18 protein-coding genes are annotated in these 15,302 nt (G+C 57.2%); 8 read left to right on the top strand and 10 right to left on the bottom strand.

Going from position 1 to position 15,302, the window contains the following annotated elements:
• Positions 1-7 precede the first annotated feature (7 nt).
• The 4 genes from J1C54_RS04330 to J1C54_RS04345 all read right to left on the bottom strand — a co-directional run bounded on the left by J1C54_RS04330 (position 8) and on the right by J1C54_RS04345 (position 2,673).
• Positions 8-913, bottom strand: a complete 906-nt coding sequence (locus tag J1C54_RS04330) for an endonuclease/exonuclease/phosphatase family protein (RefSeq protein ID WP_229144787.1) — start codon at positions 911-913, stop codon at positions 8-10.
• A 9-nt stretch (positions 914-922) separates the two neighbouring features.
• Positions 923-1,570: a thiol:disulfide interchange protein DsbA/DsbL gene (locus J1C54_RS04335; RefSeq protein WP_229144788.1), complete on the bottom strand. Its 648-nt coding sequence runs from the start codon at positions 1,568-1,570 to the stop codon at positions 923-925.
• A 161-nt stretch (positions 1,571-1,731) separates the two neighbouring features.
• The gene (locus tag J1C54_RS04340; protein ID WP_229144789.1) at positions 1,732-2,379 is read right to left on the bottom strand and encodes a cytochrome c; all 648 of its coding nucleotides are present in this window, start codon (positions 2,377-2,379) and stop codon (positions 1,732-1,734) included.
• A 9-nt stretch (positions 2,380-2,388) separates the two neighbouring features.
• Positions 2,389-2,673, bottom strand: a complete 285-nt coding sequence (locus J1C54_RS04345; RefSeq protein ID WP_229144790.1) for a cytochrome c5 family protein — start codon at positions 2,671-2,673, stop codon at positions 2,389-2,391.
• 169 nt (positions 2,674-2,842) lie between these two features.
• Here J1C54_RS04345 and yihA point away from each other — a divergent pair, with 169 nt between their 5' ends.
• Positions 2,843-3,475 (top strand): ribosome biogenesis GTP-binding protein YihA/YsxC, encoded by a 633-nt coding sequence (gene yihA, locus J1C54_RS04350; protein ID WP_229145527.1) that lies wholly within the window; start codon positions 2,843-2,845, stop codon positions 3,473-3,475.
• 168 nt (positions 3,476-3,643) lie between these two features.
• Here the strand turns inward: yihA and J1C54_RS04355 are convergent, their stop codons facing one another.
• From J1C54_RS04355 to J1C54_RS04380, 6 genes are read right to left on the bottom strand one after another with little or no spacing between them, the layout of a single operon-like run.
• Positions 3,644-3,976 (bottom strand): Na+/H+ antiporter subunit G, encoded by a 333-nt coding sequence (locus tag J1C54_RS04355; protein WP_229144792.1) that lies wholly within the window; start codon positions 3,974-3,976, stop codon positions 3,644-3,646.
• Between the two features lie 8 nt (positions 3,977-3,984).
• Complete coding sequence (locus J1C54_RS04360; RefSeq protein ID WP_229144794.1) at positions 3,985-4,254, bottom strand: K+/H+ antiporter subunit F; 270 nt, start codon at positions 4,252-4,254, stop codon at positions 3,985-3,987.
• Positions 4,248-4,736 carry a Na+/H+ antiporter subunit E gene (locus J1C54_RS04365; protein WP_229144795.1) on the bottom strand — a complete coding sequence of 163 codons (489 nt, stop codon included), beginning with the start codon at positions 4,734-4,736 and terminating at the stop codon, positions 4,248-4,250. Before J1C54_RS04365 ends, J1C54_RS04360 begins: the two co-directional genes overlap by 7 nt.
• Positions 4,733-6,226: a monovalent cation/H+ antiporter subunit D gene (locus J1C54_RS04370; RefSeq protein WP_229144797.1), complete on the bottom strand. Its 1,494-nt coding sequence runs from the start codon at positions 6,224-6,226 to the stop codon at positions 4,733-4,735. Before J1C54_RS04370 ends, J1C54_RS04365 begins: the two co-directional genes overlap by 4 nt.
• A complete protein-coding gene (locus J1C54_RS04375; RefSeq protein WP_229144799.1) occupies positions 6,223-6,573 on the bottom strand; it encodes a Na+/H+ antiporter subunit C in 351 nt (116 codons plus the stop codon). Before J1C54_RS04375 ends, J1C54_RS04370 begins: the two co-directional genes overlap by 4 nt.
• Positions 6,573-9,368: a monovalent cation/H+ antiporter subunit A gene (locus tag J1C54_RS04380; RefSeq protein WP_229144800.1), complete on the bottom strand. Its 2,796-nt coding sequence runs from the start codon at positions 9,366-9,368 to the stop codon at positions 6,573-6,575. The genes J1C54_RS04375 and J1C54_RS04380 overlap by 1 nt, the downstream gene beginning before the upstream one ends.
• A 182-nt stretch (positions 9,369-9,550) precedes the next feature.
• Between J1C54_RS04380 and J1C54_RS04385 the strand changes: the two genes are divergently transcribed.
• The 7 genes from J1C54_RS04385 to mnhG are packed head-to-tail and all read left to right on the top strand — an operon-like array spanning position 9,551 to position 15,281.
• Positions 9,551-11,845: a putative monovalent cation/H+ antiporter subunit A gene (locus J1C54_RS04385; protein ID WP_229144802.1), complete on the top strand. Its 2,295-nt coding sequence runs from the start codon at positions 9,551-9,553 to the stop codon at positions 11,843-11,845.
• Positions 11,842-12,282 carry a Na+/H+ antiporter subunit B gene (locus J1C54_RS04390; RefSeq protein WP_229144804.1) on the top strand — a complete coding sequence of 147 codons (441 nt, stop codon included), beginning with the start codon at positions 11,842-11,844 and terminating at the stop codon, positions 12,280-12,282. The genes J1C54_RS04385 and J1C54_RS04390 overlap by 4 nt, the downstream gene beginning before the upstream one ends.
• A complete protein-coding gene (locus J1C54_RS04395; RefSeq protein WP_229144805.1) occupies positions 12,279-12,629 on the top strand; it encodes a Na+/H+ antiporter subunit C in 351 nt (116 codons plus the stop codon). The genes J1C54_RS04390 and J1C54_RS04395 overlap by 4 nt, the downstream gene beginning before the upstream one ends.
• A complete protein-coding gene (locus J1C54_RS04400) occupies positions 12,626-14,131 on the top strand; it encodes a Na+/H+ antiporter subunit D (RefSeq protein ID WP_229144807.1) in 1,506 nt (501 codons plus the stop codon). Before J1C54_RS04395 ends, J1C54_RS04400 begins: the two co-directional genes overlap by 4 nt.
• A 1-nt stretch (position 14,132) precedes the next feature.
• Positions 14,133-14,606 (top strand): Na+/H+ antiporter subunit E, encoded by a 474-nt coding sequence (locus J1C54_RS04405; RefSeq protein WP_229144812.1) that lies wholly within the window; start codon positions 14,133-14,135, stop codon positions 14,604-14,606.
• 11 nt (positions 14,607-14,617) lie between these two features.
• Positions 14,618-14,890 (top strand): monovalent cation/H+ antiporter complex subunit F, encoded by a 273-nt coding sequence (locus J1C54_RS04410; RefSeq protein WP_229145528.1) that lies wholly within the window; start codon positions 14,618-14,620, stop codon positions 14,888-14,890.
• The gene (gene mnhG, locus J1C54_RS04415; RefSeq protein WP_229144814.1) at positions 14,883-15,281 is read left to right on the top strand and encodes a monovalent cation/H(+) antiporter subunit G; all 399 of its coding nucleotides are present in this window, start codon (positions 14,883-14,885) and stop codon (positions 15,279-15,281) included. Before J1C54_RS04410 ends, mnhG begins: the two co-directional genes overlap by 8 nt.
• Positions 15,282-15,302: the final 21 nt, after the last annotated feature.

Here is a 15,302-nt window from a genome sequence, read left to right on the forward strand (position 1 = left end):
CTGTGGGTCAGTCATGGCGCGGCAGTGCACGGGGAGCATGGCGGGCAGCCTCAAGCATGTCTGCAGGCAACAGGATTTCGGTGGCCACCGGCAGATGATCCGATAATCGACAATCGGTTAACACTTCCCGGTTCGCCACAGTCAATGACGGCGATAACAGAATATGATCAATATGCCGATCCGGCGCCCAGCTGGGATAGGTCATCAAAGGATCATCTGGCATAACCAGATCCAGCTCAGCCAGAGGCGAACGCTCCAGCTGCTCGGGCAAACAATTAAAGTCCCCCATTATGATCACATGCTGGTATTTCTTGAGCAGTCGCGACAGATAGGCCAGCTGGGCGTTGCGATACTTTTCACCCAGAGCCAGATGCACGCCAACCATAATCAGCGGATTATCCGGATGACCGTAACGAGCAATAATAGCACCGCGGCCTGGCAACCCGGGCAGGCGATGATCTTCAATATGATAGGGGACAAAACGACTGAGCAGACCGTTACTGAACTGACCAAGGCGGCCAAGGTTTCTGTTCAGCTGCTGATGCCAAAACGGAAAGTCCGCTTTGGTTGCCATATGCACCAGTTGGTTAAGATTGCGCGATCTTAAACTACCGCCATCTACTTCCTGCAGAGCGACTACATCATAGCTCTGAACAATTTCCGCGATACGCTCAATATTTTCCACACTACGCGGGTGGGCAACAAAGTGCTTCCAACTGCCAGTGATGTAGTCACCAAAGGCCTGGGTGCCAATTCCAGCCTGAACGTTAAAACTTAGTAGCTTGAGACTCTCATCAGGTAGCGTCACCACGCTCGGTCTGCGCTGACGCTTCATGCCCTCGCGAACAAACGAAAAACCCGCTGGGCGGGTTTTCCATTCTGCATAGGCAAGACGGGCCCGATCAATCAGCATAAGCTGCTATCAGCCACCACGCGCTTTACGCTCTTTTTCCACCAAAAACTCTATCACCCCGAAAAGCTCATCATGGGTTTTCAGGTTTTGGCGCAGGACCACGTACTTACCGTTAACAGTAAACGCGGGCACACCGGTGATTTTCGACTCACGGGATACCGCATCAGCCTGACGAATCCGGGTAGACACGCCAAAAGATGCATAAAGCTCGTTAAACTCCTTGGGCTCGACACCGTACTTACGGAAGAAGTTGGTCAGTGCCGGAACCGTGAAAAGCGGCTCGCGATGCTTGTGAATGGCATCAAAGATCGGCTTGTGTATCTGATCAAAAATACCTTTGCTCTGGGCAACGTAGAAAGCTCGCGCCAAAGGCTCGGCACCATTAATAAACAGCACCGGGCTGCGCACAAAGTTAACGTCATCAGGCTTGCCAACCAGCCACTGCTCTACCAGAGCCTCGGTGTCATAACAGTGCGGGCAGCCATAAAAGAAGAATTCGCGAACTTCGATCTTGGATGGATCATCCACTGCCACAGGCTTTTCCAGAACGCGGTAGTGCGTATCCACAGCGAAACTGGCATGGTCTGTCTCAGCGCAGGCACTGACCGAGACGGCGAGGCCAAAGGCGGCCAGTAAAGTTAACATATGACGACGCATTGCATTCTCCTGATAAAAGCACCGGGCATAACGGCCCAAGTCTGATCGGACAGGGCCTGCCTTGAAAATATCCCGCCAGTGGGACCGATTTCTCTCTTTTTTACCGAAATAAAACAAAAAAGGCAGCCTCTGGCTGCCTTTTTTGTTACTACAACACAGCTTTACTGGCTCAAGCCAGAGATATAACTGGCTACCGCACGAATTTCTGCGTCAGACATCTTTGCGCTCACGGCTTGCATCATGCCCAGACCTTCACCGTCAGTGTCGTTATGACGGTACACCGGCGCACCAATGTCCTTGCGACCAGAAGCACGGAAGGCGCGCAATTGCGCTTCAGTGTAGCTGGCATGCTGGCCGGCCAGCGCCGGAAAGCCAGCCGCCTCAACACCCTGACCTGCCGGGCCATGGCAGCCGGCACAGGCCGCCACGCCAGTTTCAGCATTGCCTCCGCGGAACAACCTCTCGCCCTGCTCAACCAACTCTGCCTTGGCGCTACCACCCTTGATGGTTTTGCTGGCATAGAACGCTGCCAGATCAGCCATATCCTGCTCCGACAGGCCCGCAGCCTGACCCTGCATGATGGGGTTCTGACGAGCGCCACTCTTGTAGTCCATCAACTGCTTGGTCAGGTACTTTTCGCCCTGACCGGCCAGCGACGGAAAATCACCGCCGGCACTGTTGCCGTCCTGACCATGACAAGCCGCGCAAACAGCGGCTTTTTTCTCACCGGCTGCAGCGTCACCCGCTGCCATGGCCGGTGCTGCCAGAGCGGCAGCGAACACTACTACTGCAAATTTAAGCTTGTTCATCATCAATCCTTACTTCGACATGTATTCGATCAGGGCTTTGAAATCTTCGTCCGTGCAGCTATTGCACATGCCCTTCGGCGGCATGGCACCAATACCAGACTTGGAGCTCTGCAGCAGGGCGTCCATTCCTTTTTCCAGACGCGGCGCCCAGGCGGCCTTGTCACCAGTTTTCGGGGCACCAGCGGCGCCGGTGGAGTGGCAGAAGGTGCAGCTGGCCTTGTAGTTGTCCTCAACACTGGCAGATGCCGTCATGGCGAGGCCGGAAAGCATTAGGGTAAGCATCAATTTGCGCATGGTAGGTCTCCGGGGACACCATCAGGCGGTGTCGGGCAAAAGGAGTTTGCGTATAGTCTTGGCTTTCGGTAGAAAGCCGGGACGCAGGCCGGCGGGGATTATATACCAGCCCCAGCGGCTGGCATACCCGTAATCAACGCAAGGATTTCCCGTGTCCGCACCCGCCAAAATGCACCCGGTCGAGCAGATACTACGCCAGATCCGGTTCGACAAGAGCGCCCAGAAGCTGGCCCAGTGCCCCCCTGACGAGGGTCTGGAGATAGCTTTTGCCGGCCGCTCCAACGCCGGAAAGTCCAGCGCCATTAACCGTTTGTGCGGGCAAAAGAGCCTGGCTCGGACCTCAAAGACACCGGGGCGCACCCAACTGCTCAACTTTTTTGCCGTGGATGAAGGGCGGCGCATCGTCGATTTGCCTGGCTATGGCTACGCCAAGGTAGATCGCAGCACCCGTGACGCCTGGCAAAAGGAGATTGATGGCTATCTTTCCGGCCGTGAATGCCTCAAGGGACTGATTCTATTGATGGATGTGCGGCACCCACTGAAGGATTTCGACCAGATGATCATCCAGTGGGCAGCCCAGGCGAATATGCCGCTGCACCTGTTGCTCACCAAAGCCGACAAGCTTAGCTACGGCGTGGCCAAGAACACTCTGCTGAAGACCGCCAAACAGCTAACCGGCCACCGCGCACCGCTGACACTGCAGCTGTTCTCCTCCACCAACGGTCTGGGCTGTGAGGAGGCGTGGAACAAGATTGGTGAATGGCTCGATCTACCTGCCCCCGCCATCACTTCGGAAGCATAAAAAAACCCCCGGCAGCAATCGGGGGGGATGGGCTGCCGAGGGTGCTTGCTGCGACGGCCTTTGGGGGAAGACCGACGCCGTTCCAAGAGACTGCAGACCAGCGGGATCGGGGGATCGGGGGTTACCAGCCTGCAGTCACCAGCTACGACCGGGCTGTTTTGAAAAAGTTCACTGCTGCCATGGCTCGCCACGAGTGGATTGCACTTTTTTTTCCTGCCGGTGCATGGCGGTCTTGGCCAGCAGGTGGGCAGACACCGGTGCGGTAATAAACAGGAACAGCGTAATCAGCACTTCGTGGACGCTAAGCACGCCGGTCTGGGCGGTAAAAAACACCAGCGACGCGAGGATAATACCGCCCACACCCAGGGTCGTGGCCTTGGTGGGCCCGTGCAAACGGGTATAAACATCCTGCAAACGCACCAGACCGATGGAACCCACCAGGGTAAACCCCGCGCCGATCAATATCAGTGCCGCCACCAACCCCTCTACCCAGACAGACATGACCGCTCCTATTCGATGATATCGCCACGCAGCAGGTATTTAGCCACCGCCACGGTGCTGACAAAGCCAATCAGCGCGATCAACAGCGCTGCCTCGAAATACATACTGGTGCCCAGGTAAATACCAAACAGCACAATCAAAGCGATGCTGTTGATATACAGGGTGTCCAGCGCCAATACCCGGTCAGTCAAACTTGGCCCAACCAGCACTCGCCAACTACCCAGTAGCATGGCGATGCCAACCATCACAAAGGCCGCGTTCAAGGCGAAGCTCAACATCCAAAAATCTCCTTCAAGGGCGCCTCATAGCGCTGCTTGATCGAAGCCACAAGTGCTGCCGAATCTTCCACATCCAGTCCGTGCACCAGCAGCGTGCGGCGATCGGCGCTGATATCCGCTGACACGGTGCCTGGGGTCAGCGACACCACACTGGCCAGTACCGTGATGACAAATTCGTTATCCGTATCCAGAGGCACCTCAACAAACGCGGGTCGCAGCTGGCTGGGGGAGCTCAGAATCAGCTTGGCCACGGCCATATTGGCCACCAGAATATCGCGATGCACCATGAGCACGAACATGACCAGTTTGCCGGGCTTAACAATACGTGGACGACGCAACCAAAAGGGCTCGGTGATAACCGGTATCAGCCAGGCGAAGAACACACCAAGCACCATCTGGCCGGGTGAAAAGTCATTGGCAAGCAATAGCCATAAACCCCACAGCATCAAGCTCAGCATCGGACTGGGCAACCAGCGCTTCATGGCATCACCTCTGCGGCGCCGAGCACAGCATCTATATAGCCCTGAGCGTTAGCCAGCTGCTCTGCGGTACTGGCAGCGACATTCATCATTGGCGCGGCCAGCACCACCATCGCCACACACAGCAGCAACAGAAAAGTTAGCGGGGCAGCAGCGGCCAACGGCAGGGTGGCCGGCTTGCCCCCCGCCTGATGGCGCCAGAAAACGGTGGAACCCGCTCGGCTAAAGGCAATCAACAGCAACAGGCTGGCCAGCAACAAAACGATCCAGAACGCCGCCTCAGGCACGGCCTGCAGTAACACCAACTTGCCGATAAAACCGGACAGTGGCGGCAAGCCCACCAGCATCACCGCCAGCACCACAAACAGCAGCCCGAGCAAGGGCGATAGGCCGGAGCCTTCCTCAATCTGATCCGCCAGCACACCGCGATGGGCGCTGATCAGACCGACCAGCAGGAACAGTGCCGCAGCAGCAAAGGTGGAATGAATCATGTAATAGAACCCGGCCGCCCAGGCCGCCGGAGTCGAAGCAGTTAACGCCGCCATTAACGTTCCCACGGACACAAGCACCAGCCAGGAGGCCAACACAGCAAGGCGTTGTGCCGACAGCACTCCGAGCGCAGCGAAGGCGATAGTGGCCAGAGCAAGCCCCCAGAGCCAAGGCGATACCATGCCATGCAATGGACTGTCCTGCAGACCATAGAGCAGCGGCCACATACGCCAGATCGCGTACAAACCCACCTTGGTCATAATCGCGAACAATGCCGCCACAGGGGCACTGGCTGCTGAGTAGGCGCCAGGCAACCAGAAACTCAGCGGCAATAGCGCTGCTTTCAGGGCAAACACCACCAGTAGCAGCGCGCCGCTAACCTGCAGGAGCAGCGGTGAGACCAGCTCACCTGCGCAGATCACTCGGCCCACATCCGCCATATTCAGGGTGCCGGTCGCGGCATATAACAGCCCAAGACCAAACAGAAACAGACTCGATCCAGCCAGATTAAGAATCACATAATGCAGCCCGGCCTTGGCACGTTGCGGTCCCTGACCGTGCATCAGCAGCGCATAGGAGGCGATCAGCAGCACCTCGAAAAAGACGAACAGATTAAACAGGTCGCCGGTCAGGAAAGCGCCATTAATGCCCAGCAGCTGGAACTGGAACAGGCTATGAAAATTGGCCCCCGGCTGATCGTCGCCACGGCAGGCGTGCAAGTACACCGGCAACGCCAACAACGCGGTGATCAGCAGCATCATGGCTGACAACTGGTCGAGCACCAGCACGATGCCAAATGGCGGCTGCCAGTTACCCAAACGGTAAACCGTTATGTCACCGGCTGCTGCCTGCTGCCAAAGCAAAAATGCGATGGGTAACAACAGCGCCGTAGCAATAAGCCCGGTAGCCCGCCGCAGCCAAAGCCGCTGGCGAACCTCCAGCAGAATCAGCAGGCCGGCAAACAGCGGCAGCAGCACCGGCGCCATAATCAGATGACTTATCATCGACGGTCATCTCCATCACTGCCGGGGATCGCTGTGCCGTCGACGTGATCGTTACCAAACTCGCCCCAGGCCCGCAGCGCCAGCGCCATCAGAAAAGCCGTCATGGCAAAGCCAATAACAATGGCGGTCAACACCAGCGCCTGGGGAAGCGGGTCCGTGTATTGATCCGTAGCACCAATCACCGCCGGAGCATTCAGAGTCAGCCGGCCCATGGCGAACAGGAACAGGTTCACGGCGTAACTCAGCAAGGTAAGCCCCACCACCACCGGAAAGGTACGCAGCCGCAGAATCAAATAAATTCCACAGCTGGTCAGAACAGCAATCATGATTGCCAGCAGGATTTCCATCAGTTGCCCTCCTCCTGCTCGACCACACTAAGTTTGCCCAGTCGCGCCAGAATCAGCAGGGTGGCCCCCACTACGGTGATGTAGACCCCCAGATCAAACAGCATGGCACTGGCCAGCTCGAACTTACCGACGATTGGCCAATAGATATACTCGAATGTGGAGGTCAGGAACGGGTAGCCCAACAGCAAGCTGGCCAGCCCGGTCAGCCCCGCCAGCAACACCCCGAAGGCCACCAACGGGTGGTAGTTATGTGGCACCCGGGCATGCACCCAATGAACACCACTGGCCACATACTGCAGCACCAGAGCGACAGCAGTAATCAGGCCGGCGATAAACCCGCCGCCGGGCATATTATGGCCACGCACCAGAATGTACATGGCCACCAGCAAAGCAATCGGCAGCACCGCCCGGGAGATCATCTGCAACACCAGCGGCGAGCGATCCTTGGCCCAGGGACGCCCTTCCGGATCATAGATCGGCAGGCACAGGCCCAGATTTTCCAGCAGCGCATAAATACCCGCAGCGGCAATCGCCAGCACTGTGATTTCTCCCAGCGTGTCGAAGCCTCGGAAATCCACCAAAATGACGTTAACCACGTTGGCCCCGCCGCCACCGGGAATGCTGTTGTCGATGAAGAACGTAGATATCGTGGCACCCGGGTGGGTCATGGCGAACAGAGCCAACAGGCCCACACCAACGCCTATGGAAAGTGACAGAAACAGATCGCGGCTGCGGTCCCACCAGGTGGACTCAATGACTCCCCGGCTAGGCAGGAAATACATGGCCAGCATCAGCAGCAGTACGGTGACCACCTCCACCGATAACTGGGTCAAAGCAAGGTCCGGTGCTGACAGACGCAGGAAGGCCAACGATACGATCAGACCGACCACACTGATCATCAGCAACGCAACCAGCCTTTGCCGGCGTAGCACCACGGTGGCCAGCGCCGCCAGCACCGCAACAATGGTTGCCAGAATCGACAAACCGTCCACCGGAGTAAGTGCATGCTCACCCAGCCAGTCAGGTCTGCTGGCCATGGCGGCAAGCATGATCAAGGCCACGGGCAGCATCAGCCAGGACACATAACGCTGCAAAGCGCCGTTGTCGATAAACCGGACAAAGCGCCCGGCGACCGCCACCAACGCTTGAACCGCCTGCTCGAAGATGGCCGGCGCATGGGGCCGCGGCCAGCGCCGCTGCAATGCAAATAGGGGGGCGCGCCAGACATATATGGCGACGCCGCCAGTCAGGGCCAGCAGGCTCATCAGGAACGGCACATTAAGGCCATGCCAGATTGCCAGACTATATTCAGGCAGCTCTCCCCCTAGCGTCGCCGTAGCCGCCGCAGCCAAAAGCGGCCCGACCACCACAGCCGGGAACACGCCTACCGCCAGACACAGCAATACCAGAACCTCCACCGGCACGCGCATCAAGCGCCTCGGCTCATGGGGTGCATGGGCCACCAGCGCAGCTGGCACTGGACCAAAGAACACGTCATGGACAAAGCGCAGAGAATAGGCCACCGACAGCATGCCAGCGATGGTGGCCAGCGTCGGCACCAGCCAGTTAAGACTGCCATACAGAGGTGTATCCGCCGCCTCGGCAAAAAACATCTCCTTGCTTAGAAAGCCATTCAGCAGCGGCACCCCGGCCATGGCCATGGACGCCACGGTGGCCAGTGCCATGGTGTGAGGCAGGTAACGGCGCAGGCCGCCCAGCTTGCGGATATCCCGGGTGCCCGTTTCATGATCAATAATGCCAGCCGCCATAAATAGCGAGGCCTTGAAGGTGGCATGGTTGATGACATGAAACACTGCCGCCACTGCCGCCAGCCGGGTGCTTAAACCGAACAGCAAGGTAATCAGACCCAGATGACTGATAGTGGAGTAAGCCAGCAAGCCCTTCAGGTCATGCCGGAACAGCGCCATCCAGGCACCCAGCAGCAGGGTGACCAGGCCGATGGAGCTAACCAGCACAAACCACAAATCAGTCCCCGCCAGCGCCGGATAGAAACGGGCCAACAGAAAAACCCCAGCCTTGACCATGGTGGCGGAGTGCAGATAGGCGGATACCGGGGTGGGTGCCGACATGGCATGGGGCAGCCAGAAATGAAACGGAAACTGGGCCGACTTGGTAAATACGCCCAGCAGCACCAGAACCAACATCAACGGGTACAGGGCGTGCGAGCGGATCAGGTCGCCGCTGGCCAGCACGGTACCCAGATCGTAGCTACCCACTGTCTGGCCAATCAGGATTACCCCGGCCAGCAAGGCCAGCCCACCGGCTCCAGTCAGGGTCAGGGCCATCCGGGCGCCCTTACGGGCCGCTGCCTGACCCGACCAGTAACCAATCAGCAGGAACGAGCTGATACTGGTCAGCTCCCAGAACACCACCAGTAACAGAAGGTTATCCGAACAGACCACCCCGAGCATGGCGGCCATAAACAACAGCAGCAGGGAAAAGAAGCGACCGCCGGAGTCGCTCTTTTCCAGATAGTAATGGCCATAAACAATCACCAGCAGGCCAATGCCCAGAATCAGCAGGGCAAACAGCCAGGCCAGACCATCAAGACGAAATGCCAGCATCAGACCGGCCTGCGGTAACCACGGCACTGCGGCCTGCAACAATTCGCCATCAACCAATACAGAGGGTGCAGTGCCGAGCAACAGCAGCAATGCCAACAGCACCGGCAATGCCGTCACAATGGCCACCGTGGAGCGACCCATGGACTGTACAAGCCGCGGCAGCAAGGCGGCTATCAGCGGCAGCAGGACAATGGCAAATAAAACGCTCACTCGGCGTTCACCCCGGACAGGTCAGCGTGAAAAGGCGGCGCAAGTATGCCATGGGCCGGGAACCTGATCACCGTTAATGAGTCCCAGTACGCTGCGCTGGTGTAAACAGTCTTTGCCTGCCTCGTGTGATACACCGGTAAAACTTGCATGATGGCTCCAGAGTTCTGACGAGGGGTTTGTCCATGTTGTATGCCCTGCTGGGCGGCTTCGGGGTTGCCGCACTGGCTCCCTGGCTACATCAATTGTTCGGCCGCCATAGCGGCTGGGCCCTTGCCGTATGGCCGGCCACACTGTTTATCTATTTCGCCTCCATGTTGAGTGGCGTCAATGATGGTCCCGTGCTGATCCGCCATGACTGGATTCCGTCACTTGGTATCCAGCTGTCGTTTATGGTCGATGGCCTGTCGCTGCTGTTCGCCCTGCTGATCAGTGGTATTGGCGTGTTTATTGTTGCCTATGCCGGCCGCTATCTGGAACAACATCAGGATCTTGGCCGCTTCTACGCCATCCTGCTCGCCTTTATGGCCTCCATGCTCGGTTTAGTGCTGTCCGATAACCTGATCTCCCTGTTTGTGTTCTGGGAGCTGACCAGCATCACCTCCTACTTATTGATCGGTTTTAATCATGAGGATGCGGCGGCGCGGCGCTCCGCCCTACAGGGGTTGTTCGTCACCGTGGGTGGTGGCCTTGCCCTGATGACAGGACTGATCATGCTGGCAATGGTAGGCGGTAGCTATGAATTGTCCGCACTGCTCAGTCAGGGCGATGTAATTCGTGAGCACGCCTGGTACGCACCCATACTGGCCCTGATCCTGCTCGGCGCCTTCACCAAATCAGCCCAGTTTCCGTTTCATTTCTGGCTACCCAATGCCATGGCGGCGCCCACCCCGGTGTCTGCCTATTTGCATTCCGCCACCATGGTCAAAGCAGGTATCTATCTACTGGCGCGACTGAATCCAGCCCTCGGCGGCACCCAACTGTGGCTCACGGTACTCGGCGGTGTTGGCGCCATCACCCTGTTTATCGGCATCTGGCTGGCACTGCGCAGTACAGGCATCAAAAAGGTACTGGCCTATTCCACGGTGATGGCACTGGGCACCCTGACCATGTTGATTGGTCTGGGTACCGATATTGCGCTTAGCGCCGCCATGGCCTTCCTGCTGGCACACTCCCTGTATAAGGGTGCGCTGTTTATGATCGCCGGGATCATTGATCACGGTACCGGTAGTAAGGATTTGCGCGACACCGGCGGACTGTTTCGTGCCATGCCAATAACTGCCGTGACCGCCAGTGTGGCGGCCCTGTCGCTGGCGGGCGTACTGCCAATGTTCGGTTTTGTTGCCAAAGAGCTATTGTTCGAGTCGGTACTGTCCAGCGCCGCCTTCTGGATAACAATGCTGGTCATTGCTGGCACCGCAATGACGGTCGCCGTGGCAGCACTGATTGGCATCCTGCCGTGGTATGGCAAAAACGCGGCAACAAAAAAGACGCCACATGAAGCCCCCCCTGCCCTGTTAGCGGGCCCGATTGTACTGGCAACACTTGGCCTGCTGTTTGGCCTGTTTGCGCCGCTGGTAGATGAGCGACTACTGGGCGCAGCGGTTAGTGCTGTGGCGGGCAGTAGCGTGACGCCCAATCTTGCCCTTTGGCACGGCATCAATGTTGCTCTGGGACTAAGCGCGCTCACTCTTGCGCTGGGCCTGTGCCTGTACTTTTGGCGCGATAAATTTCGCCATTACACGCGCTTTACTGACACCTTGGCCAAAGCAGGCCCGGAGCGCGGTTACGATGCATCCATCTCCTGGCTGGTAAAAATATCTGCCTGGCAAACACGCTTCTTTCAGAGCGGCTACTTGCGCTACTACCTGCTGATTATTCTGCTCACATTTATGGCGCTGGTGTGGACTGTAATGCTGATACATTGGCCTGCGCTATCCATGGGCATCAATCTGCAGGGCATTCAGCTGCACGAATATGCCCTGGTATTCGTGCTAGTGGCCGCAGCCCTGGCAGCAGCACGATCAGAATCACGCCTTGGCGCCGTTGCCTCCCTGGGCGCTGTGGGTTTCACCGTGGCCCTTCTATATGTGATGTTCAGTGCGCCGGATCTCGGCATCACTCAGGTACTGGTGGAAACACTGACGGTAATCTTGTTGGTACTTGTGCTGTTTCGTTTGCCCGGATTCCTGCGTCTAACATCAACAGCACTGCGACTGCGCGATGCAATGGTGGCCAGCGCGGTTGGCATCACCATGACCTGTCTGTTGCTTTTTGCTGCCGACGCCCGTCTGTATGACAGCATTTCTCACTGGCACGTGGCGCAAAGCGTGCCGGGAGGTTATGGCCGCAATATTGTCAATGTGATTCTGGTGGACTTCCGGGCACTGGATACGCTTGGCGAAATTTTTGTGCTGGCGCTGGCCGCCACAGGTGTATTGGCCATGATCCGGTTACGCGCGGAGGACAAGTCTAGATGAATATGCCCAACCAACCTGACTCCCTGATCCTGCGTGTCACTGGCCACTTCCTGTTGCCACTGCTAATCATGTTTTCTCTGTTCCTGTTGCTGCGCGGTCATAACGAACCGGGCGGCGGCTTTATTGGCGGGCTGGTGGCATCCGCCGCTATCGCACTGCATCTTTTTTTCACTGATGTGCAATCGGCGCGACGCTTGATCTGGCTGGATCCGCGAGACCTGCTCGGCTGGGGGCTTACCATTGCAATTGCATCGGGCGTTATCGCCATGTTCAGCGGCTTGCCGTTTCTCAGTGCACTCTGGACCGAGCTGAGCGTACCCATGTTCGGCATGCTGAAGATCGGCACGCCACTGATGTTTGATATCGGTGTCTATCTGGTAGTGATCGGAACCGTACTGAACATTCTGTTATCACTGGCCGAAGCGGAGGACGCATGAGCACCTTGCTAGCCACCGCAGTTGGCGTTCTTTACGCCACAGCGATCTACCTGATTCTGCGCCGCTCCATCGTCAAATTGGTGATCGGTCTGGTGCTATTGTCCAACGCCGCCAACCTGCTCATTTTTACCAGCAGCGGTCTGACCCGTTATGCGCCACCACTAATACCGGAGGGGGCTGACATGGTATTGAATGGCGTGGTCGCCGACCCGCTGGCGCAAGCCCTGATCCTGACCGCCATCGTGATTGGTTTTGGCGTGCTGGCTTTTGCCGTGGTGCTGATCCACCGGGCCTATGAAGTGGTCAAGGCCGACGATATGGACCAGATGAAGGACACCGATACATGAACAGTGCGGTTGCCCTGCAAACCACTCTTCCCATTCTGATTCCGCTGATTTCCGGAGCGCTCTCTCTGGTGCTGTGGCGCTCGCGGCAATTGCAGCGTGGCATTAGCGTGCTTGGCACCGGCGCGCTGATGATTGCATCTGTCTGGTTGCTACTGTCGGTGTATGCGGATGGCATTCAGGTAATGTATGCCGGCAACTGGCCGGCACCCTTCGGCATCGTGCTGGTAGCGGATTTGCTCAGCAGCATCATGGTACTGCTCACCGGCATCACCGGGCTGGCCACCGCAGTATATTCGCTCGCCACGATTAGCAAGACCCATGAACATTACGGCTATTACCCGCTTATGCATCTCCTGCTGGCGGGCGTTAACGGTGCTTTCTTAACTGGCGATATTTTTAATCTGTACGTCTGGTTTGAAGTCATGCTGGTAGCTTCTTTTGCGCTACTGATTCTTGGTGGCGAACGCGCACAAATGGAAGGAGCGATTAAATATGTCACCTTGAACCTGGTTTCCTCCGCCATATTCCTGTCAGCGATCGGTCTGCTATACGGCCTGACGGGCACGCTCAATATGGCGGATCTGGCGGTTAAACTTGCGGATCATCAGGACAACCCCATGGTCCAGGTGATCGCCATGCTTTTCCTGATGGCATTCGGTATTAAGGCAGGTGCCTTCCCTCTATTCTTCTGGCTGCCGGCCTCCTATCACACGCCTCGAGTGGCGGTGTCTTCCCTGTTTGCCGGCCTGCTGACTAAAGTGGGCGTCTATGCTCTGTTCCGCGTATTCACCCTGATCTTCCCGCTTGGCGATTCGCTAACCCGCGATCTACTGCTGGGCATGGCCGGCGCCACCATGCTGGTGGGAGTTCTGGGTGCGGCGGCACAGTTCGAATTCCGCCGCATTCTCTCTTTCCATATCATCAGTCAGATTGGCTATATGCTGATGGGGCTTGCTTTGTATACACCACTGGCAATTATAGGCGGCGTGTTCTACATCATTCACCACATCATTGTTAAATCGAATCTGTTTTTGATTAGCGGGCTAGTGTATCGACTTCAGGGTAGCTACGACCTGAAACAACTCGGTGGTGTCTGGCGCAGCCACCCGATGATCGGCGTGCTGTTTTTGATTCCGGCTCTGTCGCTAGCCGGCCTGCCGCCACTATCTGGTTTCTTCGGAAAGTTTATTGTTATCAAGGCCGGTGTCGAAGCTCAGCAATGGTGGTTGGTAGGCGTGGCGTTACTGGTGGGTTTATTAACGCTTTACTCAATGACCAAGATCTGGGCCGAAGTATTCTGGAAGGCGCTGCCCGAAGGTGCTGCGGCACCAGCACAACAGCGAGGCGGCACCAGCCTGATGGTGATCACCATCGTAGCGCTTTCTACTATGACCGTACTTATCGGCGTCGCTGCCGAGCCTGTGTATAGGCTGGCCGAACATACTGCATCGCAGTTACTGGACAGTCAGGCCTATATTCAGTCTGTGATGGGAGTGAACTGATATGGGTGGCTTCGCCTGGAACATATTGCTGGCACTGATATGGGTAGCCGTATCCGGCAACATTACTGGTGCCGGCCTGTTAACCGGATTTATTCTTGGCTACATCATTCTTGGCCTGACCCTGCGTGAAGTGCCGGTTTTTTCAGCCTATGTTCGTCGGGTGCCAAAAATATTCATGTTTGCCTGCTACTTTGCCAAGGAACTGGTGCGCTCTAATCTGCGGGTGGCATGGGATGTGGTGACGCCCACCCATTACATGAAGCCTGCGGTAATTGCCGTGCCTCTGGATGCCAAAACGGAAGGGGAAATCGCTCTGGTGGCCAACCTTATCTCGCTGACCCCCGGCACGCTAAGTCTGGATGTGTCCACTGACAGGCGCGCCCTCTATTTGCATGTCATGTATCTGGATGACCTGGAAGAAACCCGAGCCCAGATCAAACAATTTGAGGCACGGGTTCTGGAACTGTTGCGCTAGGAGGCTCCATGCTGGAAATCGTTATCTGGCTTTCTTTTGCCATTCTCAGCCTGTCATTGCTACTGAGCTTTGTTAGGTTGTTGCGTGGCCCCAGCCTGCCGGATCGCGTCGTTGCGCTGGAGTTAATGGCCTCCCTGACCGTGGGCTTCATTGGTGTGCACGCCATCGCCTCACAGCGCTTTGCCTTTCTTGATGTGGCCATGGTGCTGGCGCTGACCGCGTTTCTTGCCGCTGTGGGCTTTGCCCGCTTTCTGGAGAAACGGGGGATACACGCCGATGACTGAGTGGATCGCTGCCCCGCTCCTGCTGGCGGGCTCACTGCTGATGTTGCTTGCCGCACTGGGCGCGTTACGCATGCCGGACCTGCTGATGCGCATGCATGCCACCACCAAGGCCGGCGCTCTCGGCTCCGGGCTGATCATGCTGGCCGCCGCAGTATTTTTCGGTAGTGCTGAAGTGTGGGCGCGAGTGCTTGCAATCATCGCTTTCATTATGCTCACCGCGCCGGTGGCTGCGCATATGATTGGCCGCGCCGGATACTTTGTTGGCGTGCCTTTATGGGGCCGCATTCTGCGGGACGACCTGAAGGGGCGTTACCATACTGACAATCACTCGCTGGAGTCTCCACCGGAGTTTAGCGAGCGGAGACAGCATGAGGAGCGGCGCGGTCAATAAGCCGCAACCAAAGGTGGCAGC

Source organism: Alcanivorax sp. 1008 (assembly GCF_020667895.1).
Lineage (GTDB): Bacteria > Pseudomonadota > Gammaproteobacteria > Pseudomonadales > Alcanivoracaceae > PGZG01.

What these genes read in the sequence shown, in the direction of transcription:
- J1C54_RS04330 (WP_229144787.1), bottom strand. Translation starts at nt 913, where the DNA reads ATGCTGATTGATCGGGCCCGTCTTGCCTATGCAGAATGGAAAACCCGC.
- J1C54_RS04335 (WP_229144788.1), bottom strand. Translation starts at nt 1,570, where the DNA reads ATGCGTCGTCATATGTTAACTTTACTGGCCGCCTTTGGCCTCGCCGTC.
- J1C54_RS04340 (WP_229144789.1), bottom strand. Translation starts at nt 2,379, where the DNA reads ATGAACAAGCTTAAATTTGCAGTAGTAGTGTTCGCTGCCGCTCTGGCA.
- J1C54_RS04345 (WP_229144790.1), bottom strand. Translation starts at nt 2,673, where the DNA reads ATGCGCAAATTGATGCTTACCCTAATGCTTTCCGGCCTCGCCATGACG.
- yihA (WP_229145527.1), top strand. Translation starts at nt 2,843, where the DNA reads ATGCACCCGGTCGAGCAGATACTACGCCAGATCCGGTTCGACAAGAGC.
- J1C54_RS04355 (WP_229144792.1), bottom strand. Translation starts at nt 3,976, where the DNA reads ATGTCTGTCTGGGTAGAGGGGTTGGTGGCGGCACTGATATTGATCGGC.
- J1C54_RS04360 (WP_229144794.1), bottom strand. Translation starts at nt 4,254, where the DNA reads ATGTTGAGCTTCGCCTTGAACGCGGCCTTTGTGATGGTTGGCATCGCC.
- J1C54_RS04365 (WP_229144795.1), bottom strand. Translation starts at nt 4,736, where the DNA reads ATGAAGCGCTGGTTGCCCAGTCCGATGCTGAGCTTGATGCTGTGGGGT.
- J1C54_RS04370 (WP_229144797.1), bottom strand. Translation starts at nt 6,226, where the DNA reads ATGATAAGTCATCTGATTATGGCGCCGGTGCTGCTGCCGCTGTTTGCC.
- J1C54_RS04375 (WP_229144799.1), bottom strand. Translation starts at nt 6,573, where the DNA reads ATGGAAATCCTGCTGGCAATCATGATTGCTGTTCTGACCAGCTGTGGA.
- J1C54_RS04385 (WP_229144802.1), top strand. Translation starts at nt 9,551, where the DNA reads ATGTTGTATGCCCTGCTGGGCGGCTTCGGGGTTGCCGCACTGGCTCCC.
- J1C54_RS04390 (WP_229144804.1), top strand. Translation starts at nt 11,842, where the DNA reads ATGAATATGCCCAACCAACCTGACTCCCTGATCCTGCGTGTCACTGGC.
- J1C54_RS04395 (WP_229144805.1), top strand. Translation starts at nt 12,279, where the DNA reads ATGAGCACCTTGCTAGCCACCGCAGTTGGCGTTCTTTACGCCACAGCG.
- J1C54_RS04400 (WP_229144807.1), top strand. Translation starts at nt 12,626, where the DNA reads ATGAACAGTGCGGTTGCCCTGCAAACCACTCTTCCCATTCTGATTCCG.
- J1C54_RS04405 (WP_229144812.1), top strand. Translation starts at nt 14,133, where the DNA reads ATGGGTGGCTTCGCCTGGAACATATTGCTGGCACTGATATGGGTAGCC.
- mnhG (WP_229144814.1), top strand. Translation starts at nt 14,883, where the DNA reads ATGACTGAGTGGATCGCTGCCCCGCTCCTGCTGGCGGGCTCACTGCTG.